The organism is Bacillus amyloliquefaciens DSM 7 = ATCC 23350, from assembly GCF_000196735.1.
Classification (GTDB): Bacteria; Bacillota; Bacilli; order Bacillales; family Bacillaceae; genus Bacillus; species Bacillus amyloliquefaciens.
Map to the genome: position 1 here is coordinate 869,898 of NC_014551.1, position 21,119 is coordinate 891,016.

Annotated in this window: 35 protein-coding genes; 30 read left to right on the forward strand and 5 right to left on the reverse strand. The window is 40.0% G+C overall.

Annotated features, from left to right (window positions below):
* Positions 1–159: 159 nt before the first annotated feature.
* The 3 genes from BAMF_RS24615 to BAMF_RS24625 all read right to left on the reverse strand — a co-directional run bounded on the left by BAMF_RS24615 (position 160) and on the right by BAMF_RS24625 (position 2,169).
* Positions 160–1,308, reverse strand: coding sequence for a site-specific integrase (locus tag BAMF_RS24615; protein ID WP_013351448.1), 1,149 nt, complete (start codon positions 1,306–1,308; stop codon positions 160–162).
* A gap of 67 nt (positions 1,309–1,375) precedes the next feature.
* A complete protein-coding gene (locus BAMF_RS24620; RefSeq protein ID WP_013351449.1) occupies positions 1,376–1,840 on the reverse strand; it encodes an ImmA/IrrE family metallo-endopeptidase in 465 nt (154 codons plus the stop codon).
* Between the two features lie 14 nt (positions 1,841–1,854).
* A complete protein-coding gene (locus BAMF_RS24625; protein ID WP_308727132.1) occupies positions 1,855–2,169 on the reverse strand; it encodes a helix-turn-helix domain-containing protein in 315 nt (104 codons plus the stop codon).
* A 262-nt stretch (positions 2,170–2,431) separates the two neighbouring features.
* On the opposite strand from BAMF_RS24625, the gene BAMF_RS24630 reads away from it, so the two are divergent.
* The 16 genes from BAMF_RS24630 to BAMF_RS24700 all read left to right on the forward strand — a co-directional run bounded on the left by BAMF_RS24630 (position 2,432) and on the right by BAMF_RS24700 (position 9,980).
* On the forward strand, positions 2,432–2,632 hold the full coding sequence (locus BAMF_RS24630) for a helix-turn-helix domain-containing protein (RefSeq protein WP_013351451.1): 201 nt from the start codon (positions 2,432–2,434) through the stop codon (positions 2,630–2,632).
* A complete protein-coding gene (locus BAMF_RS24635; protein ID WP_014471597.1) occupies positions 2,619–2,891 on the forward strand; it encodes a hypothetical protein in 273 nt (90 codons plus the stop codon). Before BAMF_RS24630 ends, BAMF_RS24635 begins: the two co-directional genes overlap by 14 nt.
* Positions 2,892–2,940: 49 nt before the next feature.
* Positions 2,941–3,090 (forward strand): hypothetical protein, encoded by a 150-nt coding sequence (locus BAMF_RS41160; protein ID WP_014471598.1) that lies wholly within the window; start codon positions 2,941–2,943, stop codon positions 3,088–3,090.
* Positions 3,087–3,368 carry a YqaH family protein gene (locus BAMF_RS24640; RefSeq protein WP_013351453.1) on the forward strand — a complete coding sequence of 94 codons (282 nt, stop codon included), beginning with the start codon at positions 3,087–3,089 and terminating at the stop codon, positions 3,366–3,368. The genes BAMF_RS41160 and BAMF_RS24640 overlap by 4 nt, the downstream gene beginning before the upstream one ends.
* A gap of 38 nt (positions 3,369–3,406) precedes the next feature.
* Positions 3,407–3,667 (forward strand): hypothetical protein, encoded by a 261-nt coding sequence (locus BAMF_RS24645; RefSeq protein ID WP_052364749.1) that lies wholly within the window; start codon positions 3,407–3,409, stop codon positions 3,665–3,667.
* Positions 3,658–4,305 (forward strand): Rha family transcriptional regulator, encoded by a 648-nt coding sequence (locus BAMF_RS24650; RefSeq protein WP_013351454.1) that lies wholly within the window; start codon positions 3,658–3,660, stop codon positions 4,303–4,305. The genes BAMF_RS24645 and BAMF_RS24650 overlap by 10 nt, the downstream gene beginning before the upstream one ends.
* Positions 4,306–4,317: 12 nt before the next feature.
* Entirely contained in the window at positions 4,318–5,163 is an 846-nt protein-coding gene (locus tag BAMF_RS24655) for a hypothetical protein (RefSeq protein WP_013351455.1), read from the forward strand.
* Between the two features lie 134 nt (positions 5,164–5,297).
* Positions 5,298–5,693 carry a DUF6809 family protein gene (locus tag BAMF_RS24660; protein ID WP_041481614.1) on the forward strand — a complete coding sequence of 132 codons (396 nt, stop codon included), beginning with the start codon at positions 5,298–5,300 and terminating at the stop codon, positions 5,691–5,693.
* 11 nt (positions 5,694–5,704) lie between these two features.
* Positions 5,705–6,478 (forward strand): hypothetical protein, encoded by a 774-nt coding sequence (locus BAMF_RS24665; RefSeq protein WP_013351457.1) that lies wholly within the window; start codon positions 5,705–5,707, stop codon positions 6,476–6,478.
* On the forward strand, positions 6,471–6,827 hold the full coding sequence (locus BAMF_RS24670; RefSeq protein ID WP_013351458.1) for a replicative helicase loader/inhibitor: 357 nt from the start codon (positions 6,471–6,473) through the stop codon (positions 6,825–6,827). The genes BAMF_RS24665 and BAMF_RS24670 overlap by 8 nt, the downstream gene beginning before the upstream one ends.
* A gap of 1 nt (position 6,828) precedes the next feature.
* Positions 6,829–8,157, forward strand: coding sequence for a replicative DNA helicase (dnaB, locus tag BAMF_RS24675; protein WP_013351459.1), 1,329 nt, complete (start codon positions 6,829–6,831; stop codon positions 8,155–8,157).
* A 351-nt stretch (positions 8,158–8,508) separates the two neighbouring features.
* Positions 8,509–8,637, forward strand: a complete 129-nt coding sequence (locus BAMF_RS41995) for a hypothetical protein (RefSeq protein WP_257791813.1) — start codon at positions 8,509–8,511, stop codon at positions 8,635–8,637.
* Complete coding sequence (locus BAMF_RS24685) at positions 8,634–8,834, forward strand: hypothetical protein (RefSeq protein ID WP_041481616.1); 201 nt, start codon at positions 8,634–8,636, stop codon at positions 8,832–8,834. The genes BAMF_RS41995 and BAMF_RS24685 overlap by 4 nt, the downstream gene beginning before the upstream one ends.
* Positions 8,831–9,058 carry a hypothetical protein gene (locus BAMF_RS24690; RefSeq protein WP_013351461.1) on the forward strand — a complete coding sequence of 76 codons (228 nt, stop codon included), beginning with the start codon at positions 8,831–8,833 and terminating at the stop codon, positions 9,056–9,058. Before BAMF_RS24685 ends, BAMF_RS24690 begins: the two co-directional genes overlap by 4 nt.
* Entirely contained in the window at positions 9,045–9,245 is a 201-nt protein-coding gene (locus tag BAMF_RS24695; protein ID WP_013351462.1) for an XtrA/YqaO family protein, read from the forward strand. The genes BAMF_RS24690 and BAMF_RS24695 overlap by 14 nt, the downstream gene beginning before the upstream one ends.
* Before the next feature lie 219 nt (positions 9,246–9,464).
* Complete coding sequence (locus BAMF_RS24700; RefSeq protein WP_013351463.1) at positions 9,465–9,980, forward strand: sigma-70 family RNA polymerase sigma factor; 516 nt, start codon at positions 9,465–9,467, stop codon at positions 9,978–9,980.
* Between the two features lie 14 nt (positions 9,981–9,994).
* Here the strand turns inward: BAMF_RS24700 and BAMF_RS24705 are convergent, their stop codons facing one another.
* Together BAMF_RS24705 and BAMF_RS24710 are read right to left on the reverse strand one after the other, a co-directional pair.
* A complete protein-coding gene (locus tag BAMF_RS24705) occupies positions 9,995–10,411 on the reverse strand; it encodes a type II toxin-antitoxin system HicB family antitoxin (RefSeq protein ID WP_013351464.1) in 417 nt (138 codons plus the stop codon).
* A 26-nt stretch (positions 10,412–10,437) separates the two neighbouring features.
* A complete protein-coding gene (locus BAMF_RS24710) occupies positions 10,438–10,623 on the reverse strand; it encodes a type II toxin-antitoxin system HicA family toxin (protein ID WP_013351465.1) in 186 nt (61 codons plus the stop codon).
* Positions 10,624–10,867: 244 nt separating this feature from the next.
* On the opposite strand from BAMF_RS24710, the gene BAMF_RS24715 reads away from it, so the two are divergent.
* The 14 genes from BAMF_RS24715 to gpG all read left to right on the forward strand — a co-directional run bounded on the left by BAMF_RS24715 (position 10,868) and on the right by gpG (position 21,089).
* On the forward strand, positions 10,868–11,593 hold the full coding sequence (locus BAMF_RS24715; protein ID WP_013351466.1) for a hypothetical protein: 726 nt from the start codon (positions 10,868–10,870) through the stop codon (positions 11,591–11,593).
* 5 nt (positions 11,594–11,598) lie between these two features.
* Entirely contained in the window at positions 11,599–12,177 is a 579-nt protein-coding gene (locus BAMF_RS24720) for a beta/alpha barrel domain-containing protein (protein ID WP_013351467.1), read from the forward strand.
* Between the two features lie 499 nt (positions 12,178–12,676).
* A complete protein-coding gene (locus tag BAMF_RS24725; RefSeq protein ID WP_041481617.1) occupies positions 12,677–12,991 on the forward strand; it encodes an HNH endonuclease in 315 nt (104 codons plus the stop codon).
* A 233-nt stretch (positions 12,992–13,224) separates the two neighbouring features.
* A complete protein-coding gene (locus tag BAMF_RS24730; protein WP_041481708.1) occupies positions 13,225–13,674 on the forward strand; it encodes a phage terminase small subunit P27 family in 450 nt (149 codons plus the stop codon).
* The gene (locus BAMF_RS24735; protein WP_013351469.1) at positions 13,664–15,454 is read left to right on the forward strand and encodes a terminase large subunit; all 1,791 of its coding nucleotides are present in this window, start codon (positions 13,664–13,666) and stop codon (positions 15,452–15,454) included. Before BAMF_RS24730 ends, BAMF_RS24735 begins: the two co-directional genes overlap by 11 nt.
* Before the next feature lie 11 nt (positions 15,455–15,465).
* Positions 15,466–16,686 carry a phage portal protein gene (locus BAMF_RS24740; protein WP_013351470.1) on the forward strand — a complete coding sequence of 407 codons (1,221 nt, stop codon included), beginning with the start codon at positions 15,466–15,468 and terminating at the stop codon, positions 16,684–16,686.
* Complete coding sequence (locus BAMF_RS24745) at positions 16,661–17,383, forward strand: head maturation protease, ClpP-related (RefSeq protein ID WP_013351471.1); 723 nt, start codon at positions 16,661–16,663, stop codon at positions 17,381–17,383. The genes BAMF_RS24740 and BAMF_RS24745 overlap by 26 nt, the downstream gene beginning before the upstream one ends.
* Entirely contained in the window at positions 17,380–18,585 is a 1,206-nt protein-coding gene (locus tag BAMF_RS24750) for a phage major capsid protein (RefSeq protein WP_013351472.1), read from the forward strand. Before BAMF_RS24745 ends, BAMF_RS24750 begins: the two co-directional genes overlap by 4 nt.
* Positions 18,586–18,598: 13 nt before the next feature.
* Positions 18,599–18,913 carry a head-tail connector protein gene (locus BAMF_RS24755; RefSeq protein ID WP_041481618.1) on the forward strand — a complete coding sequence of 105 codons (315 nt, stop codon included), beginning with the start codon at positions 18,599–18,601 and terminating at the stop codon, positions 18,911–18,913.
* Positions 18,914–18,919: 6 nt separating this feature from the next.
* Positions 18,920–19,249 carry a phage head closure protein gene (locus BAMF_RS24760; RefSeq protein WP_013351473.1) on the forward strand — a complete coding sequence of 110 codons (330 nt, stop codon included), beginning with the start codon at positions 18,920–18,922 and terminating at the stop codon, positions 19,247–19,249.
* Positions 19,246–19,674 (forward strand): HK97-gp10 family putative phage morphogenesis protein, encoded by a 429-nt coding sequence (locus BAMF_RS24765; protein WP_013351474.1) that lies wholly within the window; start codon positions 19,246–19,248, stop codon positions 19,672–19,674. The genes BAMF_RS24760 and BAMF_RS24765 overlap by 4 nt, the downstream gene beginning before the upstream one ends.
* Positions 19,671–20,060, forward strand: coding sequence for a hypothetical protein (locus BAMF_RS24770; RefSeq protein ID WP_013351475.1), 390 nt, complete (start codon positions 19,671–19,673; stop codon positions 20,058–20,060). The genes BAMF_RS24765 and BAMF_RS24770 overlap by 4 nt, the downstream gene beginning before the upstream one ends.
* 57 nt (positions 20,061–20,117) lie before the next feature.
* Entirely contained in the window at positions 20,118–20,693 is a 576-nt protein-coding gene (locus BAMF_RS24775; protein ID WP_013351476.1) for a major tail protein, read from the forward strand.
* A 75-nt stretch (positions 20,694–20,768) separates the two neighbouring features.
* Positions 20,769–21,089 (forward strand): phage tail assembly chaperone G, encoded by a 321-nt coding sequence (gene gpG, locus BAMF_RS24780; RefSeq protein WP_013351477.1) that lies wholly within the window; start codon positions 20,769–20,771, stop codon positions 21,087–21,089.
* Positions 21,090–21,119: the final 30 nt, after the last annotated feature.

Here is a 21,119-nt window from a genome sequence, read left to right on the forward strand (position 1 = left end):
CCCCATTTTCTGTTTGCCCAATCATGGCGTGTATCAGCCGTTTTCATATGTTTCCGCTTTTTCTTTATCTCTATTGAATGTAACAATAAATGAAAATCCCTTAAAAATAAAGGGTTTAGCTCGGATATTTTAAAACCCTCCCCCAAAACCTCCCCCAATTCAAAGGGCTAAAGCGTCCGCGAAGGCCTCAACGGATTCCTCTTCAAGTTCTTTGAATGAATGCCCATATGTGTTTAAAACCATTTCAGGGGTATTACCAAGACGATCAGATATAACTTTCACGGGGATTCTCTTACTAATCAGAATGGTTGCATGAGTATGTCGGAGGCCATGCACTGTTATTCTTTTTAAATTCTCTTTTTTAGTAACACGATCAATTGCATACCTTATTACTGTATGGGAAATTGGTTTTGTTGTTGATTTGTTTATGAAAATAAAATCATCTTCTGATAAGTGTTTCCCAAAAGAAATCATTAATTCTTTGCACCATTTACGGTATACTTTAAGCTGTGTAATCAGTTCCCCAATTACTTTTATAGTGCGGTAGCTATTTTTTGTTTTTGGGGAGCGTATGCCGTTAGCATCTCTTGTTCTGTTGATCGAAATGGTTAAGCCTTCAAAGTCAACATCAGACCATTTTAAACCCATGGCCTCGCCTCTTCTCATTCCGGTGAATGCTAACAACTCAACCATTGTATAATTGGTGATATTTTCATATCGCTTAAAGGCTTCAAGAAATTCCCTCAATTCTGAGGCAGTGTAAAAATTTTCTGATTCCTTTTTGGGCTGCGGTATAATTATTTTATTAAATCTGTTTCGTCGCAGTATTTCAGAATCTACAGCCGCATTAATAGAAATTTTAAAGGTTGCGTGGTATTGCGCGACGCTACCGGGACTGTATTCTTTAAGCAGCTCATTTATAAATAATCTTTTGTAAGTGACTTTATCTAATTTAGTCAACTTAATTTTCCCAAGTAAAGGTTTTATGATAGTTTCAATAATTAACTTTCTGTTCTCGCATGTGGAGATTTCCCATTGATTTTTATTTGTTTCATACCATATATCAAGCCATTCACTGATAGTTAAATTTTCATTTTCAACTTCTTTTATGTCACCGTTTAAAACTGACGTTTTGACTTCCAATAAGGCTCTATATGCTTCATTCTCTTTTTTGAATCCCTGTTTAGACTTCTCACGCCGTTTTCCAAAAGCATCATAATAGCGATGCCGATATAACCAACGCTTTTCTTTCTTTGCGTTGAAGTAATAATATAAATCATCGTCTTTATCTGCTTTATACATTTTCATTTGTAACAGCCCTTTCTTTCGTGGACAGACGCATAAAAGGGGCTATGTTTATTTTTGCATCACCTCCCTAAAATTCCTCAGACATTTCTATAACGCCAAGAGGTTGAAAACAGATTGTCAATCCGTTCACCTTTTTAAAAAGTCCGTATTCTTCTTCATATCTTTTTAAGGCCTCTTCTAAAAAAACCTCAGTTACATTTAAAAACTCGGCCAATTCATAACGGCTTTTTATTCCCGCTTTTTGGGCATCAATAATTTTAGTTAACGGGACTAATTTTTTATATGCCCAATTTCTGGCCCGTTTTTCTTGTTTTCGGTTTTCCATCTTGTTCTGATCTAGTATATCTCCATAAGAGGTGAAATGATGTCCTAATTCTTCGGCAAGGGTACAACCCTTTTCTATTCTTGATTGTTGCCGATTAATCCAGACAATGCCGCTATTATAAAGGCCCTTTAATCTAGGTGGCATAATTCTTTCAATAACTTCAATTCTGTTACGGGAAGCCTCTAACAATAGATGATCATAAACCAAAACAAATACACCTCTTATTTTTTCTCTCTCTTTAAGCGTACGAATTCCTTGAATCGTTCTATTTCTTCTAGTTCTTCTTCCGTCCAGTCTTCACCGTCATGGTGAGCTGCTATTGTTTCAACAGGAAAATCAGTTCTGCCGAGTAAATAATCAACGGATACATTAAAGTAGTCAGCCACTTTTTGAAGTTTATCTACTGCAGGCTTTTGGGTTTTCCATTTGTATAATGAATTAACCCCCATATCTATCCGCTTAGCTAAATCGGTTAGTGATATCTTACGGTCATCAGCAAGTTTTTTAACCCTATCGAATGCAGTCAATTCAACCATCCTTAATAAAGCTCAGGAACTTTTTTATCCAAGTGGATAGAAAATCGTTGACTTTTATCACTTTGGATAATAAACTAAGTCCATAAGCTATTAATTAAGCTTTTTGAGCACTACAAAATTAAAGCCTGTGACCACGTTCCCCAACGTACAAGGCTATTCTGTAGGCTTATTCAGCTATGACTTGATTTTATCCGAATGGATAAAAAATGTCAACAAAAAGCTAAATAATTCGCAAAAAAGATAATGCAAAGAGGTGCTTTTAATGGAAATGAACTTCGGGAAGCAAGTTAAAACTTGGCTAATTCTTAATGACATGCAGCAAAAGGAATTGGCTGAAATGCTCAATATTTCAAATGCTTACTTGTCAGACATATTGTTAGGCAAGCGGCAGGGAAAAAAGGTACGTGAAAAAATAGTGAAAATTGTAAATGAAAGAGGGGCGTCATGGCTTGCCGACTGTTAAATTTGACGTTGCTGTCAATGAAACCGAAATCCGTGACTATATCAATCAACAATTGGATCAGGCCATAAGGGAATCACTTTTTGTATGGGATATTGAAACCATGTCAAAAAGAACCTGCATGAGCAAAAGTTTTTTAGAAAATGAATTTTTGCGTGATCCGAGAATGAAATTGATTGAGCGCCGAAAGGAGAAAGGCAAGCGGTTTTGGTTCTATGAAGAATCCAAACAGGTAATGAAAGACATTATGGACGAATGGTAAAAAACAAAAGCGTGGACAGACGCACTTATAAAATTGGAGGCTTATTAATTTGAAAAAACGAAAAATTTTAGGGGTTTCGCTTTTCCTTTTTGGTTTTGAAATGAGCCTGACAGCTCAGTGTAAACGAAAAGCAGTAACCCACGATGAAGAGCAGCGCGGCCGCCATTGGAAAGAGTATCTGAAAGGAGAAAAGGCATGAAATTAGATCACTTCTTAAAATCAGATAGAGTATCAGTTTTACGAAAGCTTTCAACTGCTCAATTTTTATTAAACGAATTACTTCCGGCTGAAATCGAGGATTGCAATTTTGAGGAATGCATTGATCTTTGTCTATCGGTTGCTGAAATGTTCAAGGAAATCAATCGGATGCACCAACCGAAATCAGTCTCACAATTACATGAAATCGCGTCTCGTTTTTCTTTAAGAGGGATAGATGTTTCGGTCGTGAAAAGGGGGCTAACAAGTGAACATGTCTAATTCAGTTTCCCCGCAAATCACAAATATATGGCCGGAGGATGAAAAGTCGAGAGATTTTATATCACTCACTTTTAACTGAAAATGGCCCGCTCTTCATTTTTCCCAAGGATGCTGCAGACAACAGAGGGGAAAAGGTGGAGATCATCGAAAGGGCAAAATCAATTTCAGGTAAAGTCCTCATGGAATTTACCCAAGGCGGAACTGATTATTGTATCCAATGGTGCCGGGCTTCTGAGCAGGAAATTATAAAAGTTAGGCAACGCGAATTAAAGAGAATGGAGGAAGCAGCATGCAATTAAATTTAGTCGAATCAAACGGACAATATCTTGCTGATAGCCGGGATGTTGCGGAAATGGTGGGGAAAAATCATTTCCATCTTACGAGAGATATTGAGGGCTACATAAAGGTGATTGAGGAAAATCCAAAATTGGATTCTCAAACATTTTTCATCCCTAGCACATATCTGACAAAACAGAATAAGGCAGCCAAGCATTATTTAATTACAAAACAAGGGTGTGAAATGGTCGCCAACAAAATGACAGGGGAAAAAGGCATACTGTTTACCGCTGCTTACGTGGATCAATTCAATCAGATGGAGCGGAGCTTGCAAAACGATTACTCACAGTTAAGCCCGCAACTTCAACAGATGATACGTCTCGAACAAAAGCAAAGTGAACACGATAAGCGATTGAACCAACTTGAAAACAATTGGCAAATTGATTCCTTTCAGCAAAATGTGATTCAGAAGCAGATACGTAAACGTGTTTATGAAATCCGGGACAATTATGACAATAGCGAGGCAGGCACACGTCGTTTGTTTGCAGGCATACACCGTAATTTTAGAGACGCGTTCGCCGTCCCGTCGTACAGGGATTTACGCAAACTTGATTTTGAGGACGCTAAATCATGGATTAAATCATGGCGGCCGCTATTTTAGGAGGAATGGAAAATGAATACATTTGAGTTTTATAGTCAAGTCAAAGCGTTAAAAGTGGAAGTGAACCATGTTTCTACAGAGTTTCAAGCCTTTATCCTGAATGCAAATAAAGCCCTTCAAGATGGTCTTGACCGTATAGCAGAATCAAATTTAACGCATCTGTTTGCTGGTGCATCAGAGGGGGATATCCCTGAGGAAGTTCTTCAAGCATTAAGTAAATCTTTCAACGTAGAAAAGATTATGGCTGTTTCAAAATATAGCCCCTATAACACTATGGTTTGGGTTAAGCGGCTGCAGCGCAAAGTAAACGCTTGGAACAAACTCACATTAAAGTATCAAAAGCGTCTTTGGGCCATATTGAACGAGGTTGAGGGCTTAGGAACCTCTCAAGCCATAGGGCGTAAATGGCGAACTGAGATCAACGAAATTAAGCAAGAAATTAAAACAGCATTAAATTACAGAATCTCGTGTCAAGAGAAACTAGAACAATATCTATCTATGTCTGTAGGCTACTGGAAAATGAAAAAGAACGATTTTTTGTCTCTTCTATCTGTTGATCACAGTAAAGAAAGAGCGGCTGAAATAAGAAAGATAATTGATGATCTGCCGGCCGAAATTGATTCTGACAGACTTTTAGTTGAGGTTGTCACTAAAAATATAGAGGCCCCCGAAGATGATGTTTACTTTGATATTTTCTTTGCTGGTGTTATGGAACGTGTTAAAAGCGGGGAGATTGATACGTTAAGAATGTTTCAAGAGGTGATAAAAGAGCCGATCCCGGTGTATAAAGCCGTAAAAGATGAATACGGCCGCGTTGTATCAATTGAGCGGGAACGGCCCAACCTAAAACTACTGTAGAAGAAGGTATGCCATTTGGTCGAGAAAGAGTGCTGCCACACTTTTTCTTGACTGGCTTGAATAGAAAATACCACGCTTCTTTAAAAAAATCAATTCGATATTTCAAATATATACCATGAAAAGGGGAAGAAGTTATGAAATTAATGGGTACGCCATCTAAAATGATCGAGGTTGGAAATAAATGTGGGATGAAGCATGGAGCGGTCGAGTTGGGTTCACATTTCTATGACGCGGGAATGGTTGCAATTCTAAAGCTTGTCGCACGTACGGAGCTGCATGATTCGAATGAGGTGAAAATTGAAGTTTCGGAAAAAGCAAGGGCTGCTAATGAACAAGTAAACAAGCTTTTCAAAGACTTAGTAAATAAGCTGTCAGGAGAGCAACTGGAGCTATTCAAAGCGTTTGATGAAGCATATTCTTGCAAGGCTTCATTTGATACAGAAGATGCATTCAGCGCGGGTTTTGTGGGCGGCTTCCGTTACTTAATGGGGGAAGCGGCTTACAGCAACGATATGAATTTTTACAAGTAAAGGTGAGTTAAATGATTGGTTGGATAAAGCTTCATAGAAAAATACAAGATCACTGGATTTATCAGGAGAAAAGAAAGTTCTCAAGATATGAGGCTTGGCTTGATCTCCTGATGTTGGCCAACCATAAAGACAATAAAGTCCTTTTGGGTAATGAGCTGTTGCTTGTTGAAAAAGGCAGTTTCATCACTTCGGAACTCAAATTGATGGAGCGTTGGTCCTGGGGAAAAGGGAAGCTGAGAAGTTTTTTAGAAATGCTAGAATCGGACGGAATGATTATTAGAAAAACGGACCGCAAAAAAACTACCATAACCATATGTAATTACAGCGTTTATCACGATTCCGAAGAAACAAACAGACCACAAGCGGACCACGAACGGACTATGAACGGACTGTCAGCGGACACAAACAAGAATGATAAGAATGTAAAGAATGAAAAGAATATAAATACTCCTCGTCTCAAATATGAAATTTGCGACATGGAGAATGCGGAATATCTTTTTAAAGAAATCCAAAACAATAACCCGGATGCTAAAAAGCCGAATCTTGAAAAATGGGCCAATGAATTTAGATTGATCCGCGAACGGGACAAGCGCACAGATCAGCAGATCAAATATTTAATCAATTGGTCACACCAAGATAGCTTTTGGAAAACCAATATACTTAGCCCGGCCAGTCTTAGAAAACAGTTTGATAGACTTGTCACCAAAATTAAAAGTGATAAAGAGCACAAAAAGGCAAATAAGGCTCCGCGGTTAAACGTAGAGGAGTTTGATTTAGATGATTAAAAAACAAACCTTTGAAATCATGGCGCTCATAAAACAATACTTTGAGCATTTCGAGATAACGCAGGATAAAGTTGATTCGTGGCATGAACTGTTACACGATGCTGATTTTGAACAAGTGCGTGGTAATCTCATTCGTTTTTGTAAACGGAGCAAGTTTCCGCCCAAAGTTGCTGACTTGCTGAACGAAAAAAATGTCATCGTTGATCGGATCAATGCGATCCCGTCCATAGAAGAGACAAAAAACTATCTTGCCAGTCTTTCCGCTCCCGTTGAGCAAACGGAAGAGGAACGGGCATCAATTGAAAAGTCAAAAGCGGAAATTAGAAAAATCTTAGGAATCGGTGAATGACATGAACGCAACTGCTTTTCTATACAACACAGACGCGGAGCAAACTTTTTTAGGGGCGCTCCTTCTTAATCCTGATTTATTAAAAGACTGCCGCACAAAGCCGTTGCACTTATCCCAAGTTAAGCATAAAAACCTTTTATCTGCGATGTTAGAGCTGGACACAAAAGGGATTCCAATAGACTTGGTTTCAATTACGGAATATATCGGCCGGGACAACCTGGGGAGCATCGGGGGTCATCAGTATTTGGCGGCCTTGGCTTCCTCTGTTCCGACTACTGCAAATATCGGATTCTATGAAAAAATCATTTTTGAGCATTGGCAAAGGCGAGAAATGGGAAAAATAGCGGAAGAAATTAAGCAGAATTCATCAAATGACGATCCTTCCGCTGTCATTCAATCTACTATATCCGATTTAATGCGCTTAGAAGACGCCACAGGCGACGAAGAGGACGGGGCAATACAAAGTGACCTGTTAGAGATTTACGAGGAACTGGCGGAGCCTAAAGGGGAAATTACGGGCATGCGGAGCGGCTTTACGGAGTTAGATCGAATGACGTCAGGTTTTCAAAAACAAGAATTAGTGATTATTGCCGCTCGTCCGTCTGTAGGGAAAACCGCTTTTTGTCTCAACGTGGCTCAAAACTTTATGTCAAGCCCGCTTAATCAGTATAAAGGCGGGGCAGTGGGGATTTTCTCCCTTGAAATGTCACGAAAGCAACTTTTAAAAAGAATGGCGTCAAGCCTTGGAAATATTAACGCTCATGCAATGCGAACCGGCAATTTAACGGCGAATGACTGGAACAAACTTTCACAAGCAAACGGGGTTCTTGGCTCCGCTGATCTCAGGATTTTTGACCGCCCAGGCGTTACAGTTAACGAAATATGGTCAAAGGTCAGAAAAATGAAACGTGAATTTGCCGGTAAAGATATCTTGATCATTATTGATTATCTGCAGCTTATTTCAGGATCAGCCAAACACAGGGGCAACAGAACGCAAGAAATAAGCGAGATCAGCCGCATGTTAAAACACATGGCCCGCGAGTTGGATATTTGTGTTATTGCTCTCAGTCAGCTTTCACGGGGTGTTGAACAGCGGCAGGATAAACGACCGATGATGTCAGACATAAGAGAATCGGGACAAATTGAACAGGACGCGGATGTCATTGGGTTTCTTTATCGGGATGATTATTACGACAAAGAAAGCGAAAGCAAAAATATTATTGAGATCATTATAGGCAAGCAGCGAAACGGCCCGGTTGGAACTGTTTCACTGGCGTTCATCAAAGAATACGGGCTTTTTGTCAACCTGGAGCGGCGTTTTGACGATTAGAGATTGGTATGAGGCAGCGCTTCGACACAATTATTACTCACTTATCCTGCTGATCGAATTTTTGGTGTACGAGAAAAAAACGGTGCGGCTGCAGGATTCGGAAGAGTTGCTGAATTTTTATTTGCAAGAGAAATTTAGAGACAGGATGAACGCTTATTTGCTTGCTTTCGAGCAGGAAAGACAATATGGGAAACCGGTATGACAAATACTATCGTTTTCTGAATAAGGAGGCCCGGCCATGATTGAATACCATTGCCCGGACTGCGATTATACAAAATTTGATTTAGAAATCCGTGCAGATGCCCGCTGCCCGCATTGTGGGCGCGGCATGGGCGCCGAGGAGGAAATAGTGTGAATGAAATCGAGTATAACGATTGGATAGCAATGATCAAAAAGCTGAACGAGGGTCAGCCGAGTGTTTTGGAACTGGTTAACAATCAGATTGAGTCCTATGAGAAGGATAAGGAGGGCGCGGAATGAGTAAAAAAGAGACAGAAACAACGGACATAATAAAATGTCCTCACTGTAATCATTTAATGGAATATGTTGACTATATCGTGTTTGGAGATATGTCGGGAGAATTTGAGATGGAGTGTGAAAAATGCAAAAAGAGATTCAATGTCGAGTTTTATAGTATTTATTATTTTGCATCTAATAAATTGGAGATTGGCGAGTGAAAAATCCTTTTGAAGAATCAGTAAAGAAATTAGCAACCGAAGGGCTTTTCTTATTACTGGAAGATATTAAACACAGGATTAGGGATGCTCTTTTATCTGAAAATCAATCCTATTTACAGCAACAACAGCAAAGAGCGGGTATTGTCAAAAAAGAAATCGACAGCCGTTCCGTGTCCGGAAAGATAAATAACCAAAAAAGGGGGCAACCATTTGAGACTAATTAAATTAGATTCTATAATAGAGAAAGATAAACTTGTAATTGACATGGGAACGCATGAAAATTTTGCAGTCATTGTTTCAAATGGTGAAGCAAGAATGACGCCGCTTCCTGAGCATGGAGAAACAAAAATTGTTACGAGTAAAGGGAAAGTTACCCGCGTTAAGTGGGATGAAGGCGAATTATTCAACTGAATAAGTCCAAGACGGAAAGCCTGCGGACACTGATCATTGTACAGATTTACTGTGCTCTGATTGGTGTCCGTTTTTTGTTTCCCGGAAGCGGCAAAGAAATGTTCATATAAATGCGTAGGGTTCAATCTGAGGGCACTTCCCAAAGGTGGGGAATGGGTTGGCAAAGGATGAAACGTGCCGGGAGCGGCTGATTTAAGGGGAAATAACAGGAGGAAACATATGCAAGATTTAATCATTGAATATAAAAGCGCATTGAAAGATGTTAAAAAGATGTACCGGCAGTTATCGGCGGTTGCTGACAGTCTCTTAACCGCTGAACAAAAAAATGATAAAAAGATAATTGGGGGCATGATAAACGACCTTGAATATACAATCGAATGGCTGCAGAATGGGAGACAACCCGGCGCCCGCCGTGGTGCTGATCGTAGGGATGTGTATAAAAGAACAATTCTGGCTGATCCGCGTTTAATTGATGCGCTGCCGGAAGAATACGCAATCGTTCAAGAAGCTGAAGGAGAAGTAAGTGAATGGGATAAGGAAAGAATCGCTGATGCCCTTTCCGTCCTCACAGAAAGAGAAAAAGACATATTCATCATGCACGCTGTGCAAAATATGTCTTATGAAGAAATTGCCGCTTTACTCAATATAAAAAAAGGAACCGTCCAAAAGAATATTGAACGATCCCGCTTAAAAATGAAAAATAGAGCAAATGACAGCCTTTTTTGTTTAGCTTAACAGGCTGTCTTTTTTTATGATGATCTTTTGTTAATGCCAAGCCGCTCACGTAATGCAAATTGAAGAAGCTGCGAAAAGTTTACACCTTCTTTTTCTGCTGCTTCCGCCAGCCATTTAGGTACAGTAAGTGTCTTTTTCACCGCTTTGTTTTCCATTTCATCACGGACAATATCTGTCCAGGCGCTTACCATAACAACAAAACCGGTTGCCGGCACTTTGATATCTTTTGGAGCGGAGGGGGAAGGGATGTCTTCGCCGTCTTCTTCCATGCCATATAGAAAGCCTTCGAGCGCATCTTTTGCCATGCTCATAGCATCATCCACGTTATCACCTTCTGAAATGCAGCCGGGTAAATCGGGAAAAGTAATTGTGTAGCCGTCGCTTCCGTCTTCTCCTGCATCAAAAATCGCCGGAAATAAATACTTTGCCATATATATAAAACCTCCTTACAAGGGGGCTATTTAAGCCCCGCCTGTTTAAGTATAGAGTTTAGTGTGCCGGGTTTGAAGTCCTTTTTTGGGTGTGGGACTGTTACCGTTCCCGGTTTGTTTGGGTGTTTAAAGTGGTGATGACTACCAACAACCCGCTTTAAGTACCACCCATCTTTTGTAAGTATCTTTATGATATCTCTTGAAGACTTCATGTTTCCCTCCCTTCATATATATTATAACACGTGTTATTTATACGTGTCGATACTTATTTTTGAAAAAACGCATTTTTTGTCTTACGGTTGAGACTAATATGTGAAAGGAACTTTTGTTCCGTTTAGATGGTGTTAATGGCAATTAAGTTGGGTAATATTAGGGGTGTGAATTTAAAAAAAAACACCTAAAAATCAACTGTTTAGTGTAAAATGATTACAATATCTAAGTTTGGAGGTACCCATCATGGATGTGGTTGCTCTTTTTAAAATCTTAAAACTCATTTTCACTGCGTTACCATGGGTATTAAGTATAGGTGCATTACACCAATTTTTATATAATAAATTCCCTAAGTATTATTTTTTCTTTGTGAAAAGGTTTAAGAAGTGGAGAGATACGAAATGGAAATTAACAGTTAGTTTTTCTGTTCATAAAGATATTGATTTCTTTAGTTCTTTAGAAGAAGTTATAAACGAAATTTATAAACAGAAGCAAAGGGTATTCAATTTGAAAAATAAGAAACAGTATGAATTTGCAGATTATACACTAACTGTACAATACGATTTGGACTTTAGTGAAGGTGAGTTTGTAAATGTGGAGCTGTTATTTGGTAATATAACGGCTACAAAGTCAACTGCTGTTGAAAAGTTAAGAAATCTGAGAAGGTTTTTTAATACGCTGAATAGCAGGATTGATTTAAGGGATGAAAATTATAGTATGAGAATTTATTTCATAACTATGAAAAATCCTTTTTACGGGCTTATGATCCAAAGACTTGGGTCTGAGCATATAGAATACTTCCAATGTGTTTTTTCAATAAATCAGTTAACGCAAAAAGCCTTTAATAAGAGAGTAGAACAACAAGAAGTTGACCAAGAATTAACAGTTTTTAAGGACTATATAGCCATAAACCACCATAATTATGATACAATAGAAGATGTTACAAGAAAATGTCTATTGTTGGAGGGGTGAGTGGCATGAGTATTATTAGTATAAACATATACGATAAACTCAATGATACTGGAGAAGATGAAGAACTGGAGGTATTTTCACACGAAAAAAGAGAAATTGTTAATGGGTACAATGAACAATTACAGACCTATGTGCTCATTAATAATATCTCGCCTACAGGCTATCAAAATATCCAAATCATTAATGATGAAATATTTGCCCAGACGGTAAGGGTCAAAGGGGAAGTGGTTCATCAAGTTATAAAGCAAGACATGTACCAAGCGTATGTTAAAGTAAGGGACAAGAGACCAAGAGGAGTTGGGAACTTAGTTACCCTGTGCAGAAAAGACAGCTCATTAAAAACAAAAGAAATTTTAGAAGAGAACTTTGGTAACGAATATGAGCAACACAAATTTGACATCTTAAAGATTATAGACGCGGCATCTGATGTTAGAAATGCACGTTTTAAAGTGAAAATTGAAACTGTGAGCTCCGTGAGTATGGGAGGGACTAGGGTTCATGATACTCAATATTATGCTGAAATGTTGAGAAAAGGACAGTTGTCAGCTGTCATTATAATTATGATATGCCTCAGCAAGCAGTAACAATTAGAATAAATGTCGATGGCACAGTTCTTCTATACAACTCATTAGCTGATTTCGAAATATTGGACTTGGTTGAAGACTTGTTGAACATCGAATAATAGATTATAAGAGCTATTATAACTATAATAAACGTGTTGGGCGCTTTCCGTATGGAGGCGCTTTTTTATATTCTCTGTAAACTGCGTCTGGTAAATCTCAGGGAGAACAATCGGCGGTTAACGGCTTGAGTGCGGGGGCAGTTTAGAAAGAATATGATTGGAGGGATTACATGAAAACAATTGGTCAAGCCTTTGAGGAATTAGGAAAGAATCTGAGGTATGCGCTGAAAGGATGCCAACACCTAAGCCGCTATCCACGGAAGCTTTTATTATATTGAGTAAAGGAGATAGAGCATGGAAACAATTTATGCGCACCCATTTGAAACGTCATGGTTTATTGCGCTCACGTTCTTCTGTTTATCGTGTGTAGTCTGTTCAGGTAAATCAGAAAAGGAATAAGCATGGCAAGACAACGTAACGAATTAGACAAAATCTATAATACAGCACGCTGGAAGCGAGTAAGGAAAGTCGTTCTGATTAGGGACGGCTATTTGTGTTGTGAGTGTCGGCGTCGTGGATTGATAACGGAGGCAAATACGGTTCACCATATCATTGCACTAAGGGATGATCCAAGCCGGGCGTTTGATCTTGATAATCTTGAAACGATCTGTTTAGAGTGCCACAACAGGGAGCACCCGGAAAGAAGCGGTGGGGAGAAGAAGAAAAAACGCAACGAAAATGTTTTCAAATTCTACGGGAACAACGAAATCATTTAAAAAAGCGCTAAAACATACCCCCCACCCTTTAAACATGGGGCAATGCGCTTTTCAAACAACGGTATGCCCCTTCCTATACAACAAATTCGATTTTGAAGATTTTTCGCCCCGGAAAAACAGAAGAGAGCATCCCGGCCGAAGCCTTGATGCTCTTGGGTTTATCGTATATCGGGGGCCGCAATTTGTAAAGGGTGAAAATGAATTTTTTTCGAAAGAGGGTGAAAACGGTGGCTATGCCTGCAAAAAGTGCCAAACTTACATTATTAGACGGCAATAAAAGCCGCTATACGAAAGCCGAATTAGAAAAACGTATTGAAAATGAAGAGAAAATGAAAATGAGGGCCGAAAATATCGAGCCGCCTTCCTGGTTGTCTGCTACTGCTAAAAAGGAATTTAAACGGCTGACCGAGCTTCTTTTAGAAGTGGAATTGATCAATGAGGCCGATATCACACATTTAGCCTTTTATTGTGACGCGTATTCTCAATACATTTCATTTGAAAGGCAGATTAAAAAATATGGGTTGTGGGTTGATGGTAAGCCCAACCCTTTTATTATGCGTAAAAAAGATATGGCAGCGCAACTGAGGGCGTATGGTTCAGATTTAGGCTTGTCGCCGGCAGCGCGTGTAAAATTAGCAATTAAGTTAGAGAGCGGGGAAGAAGAGGAAGAAGATGACTTCTAAACCCTTGCTTGAAATGAGTTACTCGGAGCTTACCAAGTGGTGGGCTGATTATCAAGCGGAACAACAATCATGGGGCGGCATCCTTGTCCAGCCTTATCCTGAATTACTGACAACGTGGTACGCAGAACGGCTTATAGATGGATCAATCCCGGCATCAAAAGAAAATATCTTAGCTGCTAAACGACATATGAGAGATTTAGAGCGGCAGGGGACAGATGATTTTCCTTGGGTTTTTGATGAAGAAAAAGGACACCGGCCTATTCGCTTTATAGAAAAGAAATGTAAACCCTCTAAAGGTGATCATGATCAACTTGTATTGCAGCCGTGGCAACATTTTGTTATCGGCTCCATTTTTGGATGGGTTCATAAAGATACAGGAATTCGGAAATACCGTGAGGCCGTGGATTTTGTTGGCCGGAAGAACGGGAAAACAACGATTATCTCAGGTACTTCTAATTACATGTTGGGTTTTGACGGAGAGCGCGGGGCCAATGTTTACGTTCTGGCTAATTCACAAAAACAATCATCTATTCTGTTCAATGAATCAAAGGCCATGATTGAGAATTCCCCATATTTAGACAAACGCTTTAAGGCTTTAAGAAGTGAGATTCGTTACGAAACTATGAAATGCACAATGCAAGCCATGTCAGCGGAAAAGAATAATAAAGATGGGGAAAATCTTCATTTTGCTGTATTTGATGAAATTCACGAATATGTGGATTATGCACTAATCAATGTCATGAAAAAGTCAAGGGGTATGAGGAAGCAGCCATTAATTATTTATATCACGACTGCCGGCTACGTTTTAGATGGGCCGTTAATGAATTTCTTTGAGGCGGGAAAAGAATGCCTTGAAAACCTTGAAGATGATTTAGACGAACGGACTTTTTATTATCTGGCGAAGCTGGACAAGCCGGAAGAGGCGGACGATCCGCGGATGTGGATAAAAGCCAATCCAAACATTGGCCTTATGGACTTTGTAAACCTCGTGACAGACTACAAAAAGGATAGGAAAAACCCGCAGGAGCTGGCCGACTGGTTAACAAAGCAATTTAATATTTTCAGTGATGTGGATGAACTGTCATTTGTTGATGTTGCTACGATCAATAAAAATAACAAAGAAATTGACATTGACTTGCTGAAGGGCCGGGAATGTGTCGGCGGTTATGACTTGTCCGAAACTGAGGATTTTACCAGCGCTTGTTTAGAATTTCCGCTTGATAACGGGGAGATATTCTTTTTAACTCATTCATGGATACCAGAAGCCCGATATAACCGGGACAATAATCAACAGCGGTTAGATGAATGGAGGAAAAAAGGATATCTGACCATTATCCCGGAGGCTGAATACGTCAATTACGAGGTTGTTTTGGATTGGTTTATTGAGAAATCTAAGCTGTACAAGATAAAGAAAATTGGTTACGACAAGTCCAAAGCGTTATTTTTAAACGCAGCTCTTGAAGAACATGGGTTTGAAACGGAAATAGTAATTCAAGGCTTTAAAACGCTTGGTGGCCCAATGCAGAACTTTAAAGAACTGATGTTAGACGGGAAGGTTATTTTTAACAATAACAAGCTTTTCCGTTGGTATCTGAACAATGTAAGAATGGTCAAAGATCGCAATAATAACTGGATGCCTACGAAACAATCCAAGAATCGCAAAATAGACGGGGTGGCCGCGGCATTAACGGCCCATACGTTTGTAATTCCTATGATAATCAAGCCGAAAAAGTCCGGGAAAGTGAAATATTATTCCGTTGCCGATTTAAAAAACATGTAGGGGGTGAGGCTTTGGGATTAAAGGAGATTTTTAAACGTTTTTTTAACCGGGTTACGTTTCAAAAACCGGTTACGCATCACATGAGTTTCCAAGGTGACTATTTTAGCAGCGCTTCAGATATGAACGAAGCGATATTCAGTGCAGTGAGCCGATTGGGAAATACGTTTGCTAGTCTGCCGTTAAAATTATTTGATGACAATTTTCAGCAGCCGTCTGATTGTGCCGGCTTTAATTTGCTGAGGGATGGGCCGCGATACTTTACCCGATTCGATTTTTTTAGAGACATTGAAACAATCCGGAATTTAAAGGGGAATGCTTTTGTTCAGTTATTCCGCAATGTGAACGGGCAAATTGTTGATATGGCCCTTGTAAAGCCGGGATGTTGTGAGCCAGTGCTTGATATAACGTCTGGTGAGTTGTATTACGCCGTTTCCTCCGTTGATAATGCACCGAATCAACAAACAATGTATGTCCATTATAGTGAAATGCTCCATTTTAAACATGCGCGGTTCGGTCAAGTTATGGGGATGAACCCAATTGACTTGTTAAAGAACACGATTGACTATGATCACGAAGTAAGAAAAATATCTATGAATCAATTAAACGGCACAAATGAGGGGCTTATTGTAAGGTTTGATGGAAGCTTAGATGAAGACCAAAAGGAAGCACATATCAAAGCAATAGCGGGATTTTATCGAGATAATGGCGGTTTGCTGGTCGAGGAAAGCGGGATCACAATTACACGGGTTGAGCGTCAAGTTGTAGACCCGAAATTGATTGATATTGATAAAGTGACAAGATCCCGTGTTGCTATGGTGTACAACGTGCCTGAGCACTTCTTAGGTGATAATACATCCAGCTTTTCATCATTAGAGCAGCTTAATTTAGAATTTGTAACAAACAATCTGATGCCTACCCTCAAACAATATGAAGAAGAGCTGAACAAAAAGATTTTGACACCGGATCAAAAGCGAAGAGGCTATAAGTTTACTTTTATTGTCAACTCACTGCTGCGCGGTGATACAGAGACCCGACAAAAATACTATCAAACGGCAGTGAGAAATTCGTGGATGCGCCCCAATGAGGTGAGATTAGAGGAAGGGCAGCCACCCGATCCTGATGAAAACGCTAATAAATTATGGATTAGCGGCGACCTGTACCCAATCGAAACGCCGGTTTCTGAACGTAAAGGGGGTGAAAGCAAAAATGAAAAAAAATCAGGCGAAAAATAAGTATTGGAGTATGAAGGCATCCGGTGACAGCAGCGCGGATGTTTTTATTTTAGGCGAAGTGGTCACAAGCGGTTATGAATGGGATGAAATAGATACCTCAGCCGCCTCATTCAAGCAGGATTTAGACCTTTTGGGAGATATGAGTGTTTTAAATGTACACATTAATTCGCCCGGTGGCTCTGTATTTGAAGGCGTGGCCATCTGCTCCATGCTCAAACAGCATAAAGCATTCGTTAACGTATATATTGATGGGTTAGCTGCTTCAATCGCAAGTGTCATCGCAATGGCGGGTGACGCTATTTTTATGCCCTCAAACGCTATGATGATGGTTCATAATCCGTGGACAATAGCGATGGGAAACGCCAATGAAATGAGAAAGCAGGCTGATGTCCTTGACAAAATTTCTGAGTCAATGAAAGCGTCATATCTTGAAAAAGCGGGCGACAAATTGACAAAGGAAACATTAGATTCCTTGATGGATAACGAAACGTGGTTATCTGCTAGTGAAGCCGTTTCTTACGGTCTTGCGGATGAAATTACAGCAGCAAACCAAGCGGCAGCTTGCGTTTCCTCTGCATTATTTTCTCGTTATCGAAATGTGCCGCACGCACTCAAAGAACCTGAATCTATAGACGCGAAACAACCAAAATTACTGAATAAGAAATTACAGATTCTTAAAGGAGAGTTTAAACGATGACATATGAAGACCTAAAAAATACTTGGATTAATGCGGGGCAGCGGGTTTCTGATGCACAACACAATTTACAGCTTGCACTTGTTGACGATGAAGTAACCGCGGAGGAAGTCGAGGGCTTAAAGGCAAAGCTACAAGCAGCTCAGGCGAAACGAGACATTGCAAAAGAACAGATGGAAGAAGCCGAAAAAGCAGCTATTAAACAAGCGAAACAGGCCCCGTATATCCCTTCTACGGCAGCGGATGTAAAAGATCAATTTATAAAAGATTTTAAAGACCTATTGAGCGGCAGACCGAGCGCGGCCGTGACTACCAAACTGGATGAAAACGGGGAAGGGATTGGCTTGACGATCCCGCAAGATATCCAAACTGCGGTCAACAAACTAAAACGTCAGTTTGATGCCCTGGAACAATACGTTAATGTGGTGCCGGTAACGTCCCTTTCAGGAAGCCGAAATATTGAAAAATTAAGCGATGTAACACCGTTTAAAAATATCGACAATGAAAGCGATGAAATAAACGAGAATGACGATCCATCTGCAAGCATTCTGAGATACTTAATTCAGCGGTATGCGGGCATTTCAACCATTACTAACACACTATTAAAAGAGTCGGCGGAACAAATTATCGCGTGGATTACTGATTGGTTGGCGAAAAAATCAACAGCAACGCGGAATGCGAAAATTATCCAAGTATTAAACGGCCTGCCTGATGCACAGAAAAAGACCGTTGCAAATGTGGATGATATCAAAGACGTTATGAATGTGAAACTCGATCCAGCTATCAAACTGACTTCATCTTTTATTACAAATCAAAGCGGCTTTAATGTTTTGGACAAGGTTAAAGGTGCATTCGGCCGTTATTTGCTACAGCCGAACCCGCAGAACCCAACAGAATTAATGTTATTGGATAAGCCAATCAAGGTTATTTCAGACAAATATTTACCAAACGGCGGAACAGATAAAGCGCCTATTTACCCTCTATTTGCTGGTGATTTAAAAGAGGCTGTGGTTTTATTTGACCGGGAACAGCTTTCTATCATGATGACAAATATCGGCGCCGGCGCTTTTGAAAAAGATCAAACCAAAATCCGCGCTATTGACCGGTTTGACGTGAAATTGTGGGATGAGGAAGCGGTTGTTTTTGCGAGCTTTAAAGGTATTGCCGATGAAACGCCAGCAGCATCCGCAACAACAGCAGGGTAAAGGAGTGAGATAAATGGCAGTATCTCTGTCCGAGGTGAAAGCGGCGGTAAGGATCGATACTGACGCTGATGACAAATTATTGGAGAAATATATTAAGGCTGCGGCTGACACCCTTATTTCTGCTGTAGGGGATAAGATTGCTGGTTTTTACGATGATAACCCTATTTTTGACGTAGCAGTTATGAGATTGGTGGATCACTATTATAAAAACCGGTCTGCTACTTCAAACGGCGTAGAGGTGCGTGATATCCCATTTGGGATTACGCCCTCTATCATACAGTTGAAAGGCAAGTATTTACGACAATTGCAAAAACAAGAAGGAAGGTAAAAAACGGTGCCAATAGCGAAAACAGGCGACTTAAACGAGCGAATTACGTTTAATGTTCAAAAATCAACCAAAATTAACGGGGTGCCGAAAATGGGGCCGGTTGAGGTTGCTACGGTTTGGGCCGCGGTGTGGCGGCAACGCTTAAAAGATCGAATTAATAACCTGGGGGAAGGCATTGCCAACAAAATAACATTTGTTGTTCGTCAAAATCTTCCTTTTAAAATTACAAATGATATGACGATCACCCATAAAGGAACAGAATACAAAATCGTAGACATTGAACCGGATACCGTTAATTACGAATGGAAAACCATCATTTGTGAGGCGATAACATGAGTGTGGAAGTAGATATGACCGGTTTAGATGCTCAACTCCGTAAAGTGGCTTACCGGACAAAAAGCGGAGGCGTAAAAGCGACATTAGCGGGCGCTATGATCGTTAAAGAAGCTTTAAAGGTAAATACCCCTTACGAAAATGAATCTGACCGGAAATGGAAAGCACAGCGGCAAATTGAGGCTAAAACAGGGGAATCCCATGAGTTTAAACATATGCGTGACGATATCGTGATTTCAAAGCCTGACAAATTGGGCGAGGTAACGGTTGGCTATGGAAAGGATACGGCTTGGCGATCCCATTTTGTAAACGACGGCACAATTCATCAGCCGCCGCAGCATTTCGCGGAGAAAACCGTGGCAGAAACAAGGGAGACGGTAACAGCAACCATGCAGCACGTCATTGATACGGAGGTTGCCGGTTTATGAGCTTACTGACTGAAGCTTATGACCTTCTCACTGCCCAGGACAATCCGTTAATGATTAATGAAGATTACGTTTTTATGCATACGGTTCCGGTTATCCTCCCGGACGGCACGGGTTTAAAAGATGCAAAGAACGCCATTGTGAAAATAAGTCATATTCTCAACAAAAGGGCGGGATATGCAAGTAATTTTAGTCGAGAAATTCAAACGTCTGTGCAAATACAAATTTGGTATGAGTATGACGACAGTTTGGCTGAACAATATGACGACTTACTAAATGATTACTTTGAGTCAAACGGCTTTTATTCTTTCGAGAGTTACATATCCGTTGATCCGGATATTGAAAAGCTCTATTTAACGGCAAAATTCAAAAAAACAAGTGTGAATTAGTCACTGCAGTCAGTGGCTTTTTTTAATACAAAAAATTAAGTAAAGGAATGATGATGAATGGCAACGGTGGGTTTTGAATCTATTGTTATTACCGTCTTAGATGAAAACGAAAAAGCAACAGATAAAAAATATGTGTTGGATGGGAAGCAAGATAAAAACGGGGTTGTTGAGGCAAATATCACGGGGCTGGCACCGACTAAAACAAAAAACTACGCGTCAAATATGGCGATTGATGTTTCAGCAAAAGGCACCGGAGATGTGAAATGCGAGCTATCTATTTATAATTTACCGGATGACTGCATGGCGGAAATTACCGGTATGAAAAAAGTAAACGGCATCTATCAGCTTGGAAAGGATACGCAGCCGCCGTTTGTGTCTGTGGAATGCTTATCATCTGATATAAACGGAAATAAGCTCCATGTTGGTCTGTTAAAAGGAATGTTCGGCGCGCCGGATTCCGATCTAAAGACAAATGATGCAAACGTACAAACGGCGCAAGATAAAATTTCAGGGGAATTTATTGCCCGATCTTCTGACGGGCTGGTTTACGGTAAAGCAAACGAGGGGGATAAAGATTTTTCACAGGAAGCATGGGAAAAATTTATCCGTCCTTCTGATACACAAGCTGCATAAAATCACACTTTGCAGGGCCGGAAATCCCGGCCTCTTTTTAATCCGAAAAATTGAAACCGAAAAGGAGAAATGAACATGTTAAGAATCGAATTACTCAATCAAAAAGGTGAAAAAGTAGTCTATGAACAGGGGTTTATATCTAGTCGTAAAGTACGTGAAGCGTTGGCATTGCAGGATGAAATGGATAAAAATGAAAATCTGTCAGAGGCGGTACGTTTAGATAAAATGGTCACGTTCGTTGCCGATGTTTTCAGTGATGAAAAAGTAACGATGGATTCTATTTATGATGGAATAGACGCACGTAAACTTATGCGAACAATTGAGGGGATTATGGATATCGTCATGGGAAACGAGGAAGAGGGCTTAAAGGAAGTAGCGCTAAAGGCACAGGAGTAACAGCAGCCGAGGCCCTCAGAAACTTTAAAA

Coding starts and splice junctions, on each gene's coding strand:
- BAMF_RS24725 (WP_041481617.1), top strand. CDS start 12,677: ATGGCAAGACAACGTAACGAATTAGACAAAATCTATAATACAGCACGC.
- BAMF_RS24775 (WP_013351476.1), top strand. CDS start 20,118: ATGGCAACGGTGGGTTTTGAATCTATTGTTATTACCGTCTTAGATGAA.
- gpG (WP_013351477.1), top strand. CDS start 20,769: ATGTTAAGAATCGAATTACTCAATCAAAAAGGTGAAAAAGTAGTCTAT.
- BAMF_RS24615 (WP_013351448.1), bottom strand. CDS start 1,308: ATGAAAATGTATAAAGCAGATAAAGACGATGATTTATATTATTACTTC.
- BAMF_RS24700 (WP_013351463.1), top strand. CDS start 9,465: ATGCAAGATTTAATCATTGAATATAAAAGCGCATTGAAAGATGTTAAA.
- BAMF_RS24715 (WP_013351466.1), top strand. CDS start 10,868: ATGGATGTGGTTGCTCTTTTTAAAATCTTAAAACTCATTTTCACTGCG.
- BAMF_RS24735 (WP_013351469.1), top strand. CDS start 13,664: ATGACTTCTAAACCCTTGCTTGAAATGAGTTACTCGGAGCTTACCAAG.
- BAMF_RS24665 (WP_013351457.1), top strand. CDS start 5,705: ATGATTGGTTGGATAAAGCTTCATAGAAAAATACAAGATCACTGGATT.
- dnaB (WP_013351459.1), top strand. CDS start 6,829: ATGAACGCAACTGCTTTTCTATACAACACAGACGCGGAGCAAACTTTT.
- BAMF_RS24640 (WP_013351453.1), top strand. CDS start 3,087: ATGAAATTAGATCACTTCTTAAAATCAGATAGAGTATCAGTTTTACGA.
- BAMF_RS24765 (WP_013351474.1), top strand. CDS start 19,246: ATGAGTGTGGAAGTAGATATGACCGGTTTAGATGCTCAACTCCGTAAA.
- BAMF_RS24710 (WP_013351465.1), bottom strand. CDS start 10,623: ATGAAGTCTTCAAGAGATATCATAAAGATACTTACAAAAGATGGGTGG.
- BAMF_RS24720 (WP_013351467.1), top strand. CDS start 11,599: ATGAGTATTATTAGTATAAACATATACGATAAACTCAATGATACTGGA.
- BAMF_RS24655 (WP_013351455.1), top strand. CDS start 4,318: ATGAATACATTTGAGTTTTATAGTCAAGTCAAAGCGTTAAAAGTGGAA.
- BAMF_RS24625 (WP_308727132.1), bottom strand. CDS start 2,169: ATGGTTGAATTGACTGCATTCGATAGGGTTAAAAAACTTGCTGATGAC.
- BAMF_RS24630 (WP_013351451.1), top strand. CDS start 2,432: ATGGAAATGAACTTCGGGAAGCAAGTTAAAACTTGGCTAATTCTTAAT.
- BAMF_RS24650 (WP_013351454.1), top strand. CDS start 3,658: ATGCAATTAAATTTAGTCGAATCAAACGGACAATATCTTGCTGATAGC.
- BAMF_RS24685 (WP_041481616.1), top strand. CDS start 8,634: ATGAGTAAAAAAGAGACAGAAACAACGGACATAATAAAATGTCCTCAC.
- BAMF_RS24750 (WP_013351472.1), top strand. CDS start 17,380: ATGACATATGAAGACCTAAAAAATACTTGGATTAATGCGGGGCAGCGG.
- BAMF_RS24755 (WP_041481618.1), top strand. CDS start 18,599: ATGGCAGTATCTCTGTCCGAGGTGAAAGCGGCGGTAAGGATCGATACT.
- BAMF_RS24645 (WP_052364749.1), top strand. CDS start 3,407: ATGAAAAGTCGAGAGATTTTATATCACTCACTTTTAACTGAAAATGGC.
- BAMF_RS24730 (WP_041481708.1), top strand. CDS start 13,225: ATGCCTGCAAAAAGTGCCAAACTTACATTATTAGACGGCAATAAAAGC.
- BAMF_RS24705 (WP_013351464.1), bottom strand. CDS start 10,411: ATGGCAAAGTATTTATTTCCGGCGATTTTTGATGCAGGAGAAGACGGA.
- BAMF_RS24660 (WP_041481614.1), top strand. CDS start 5,298: ATGAAATTAATGGGTACGCCATCTAAAATGATCGAGGTTGGAAATAAA.
- BAMF_RS24670 (WP_013351458.1), top strand. CDS start 6,471: ATGATTAAAAAACAAACCTTTGAAATCATGGCGCTCATAAAACAATAC.
- BAMF_RS24745 (WP_013351471.1), top strand. CDS start 16,661: ATGAAAAAAAATCAGGCGAAAAATAAGTATTGGAGTATGAAGGCATCC.
- BAMF_RS24770 (WP_013351475.1), top strand. CDS start 19,671: ATGAGCTTACTGACTGAAGCTTATGACCTTCTCACTGCCCAGGACAAT.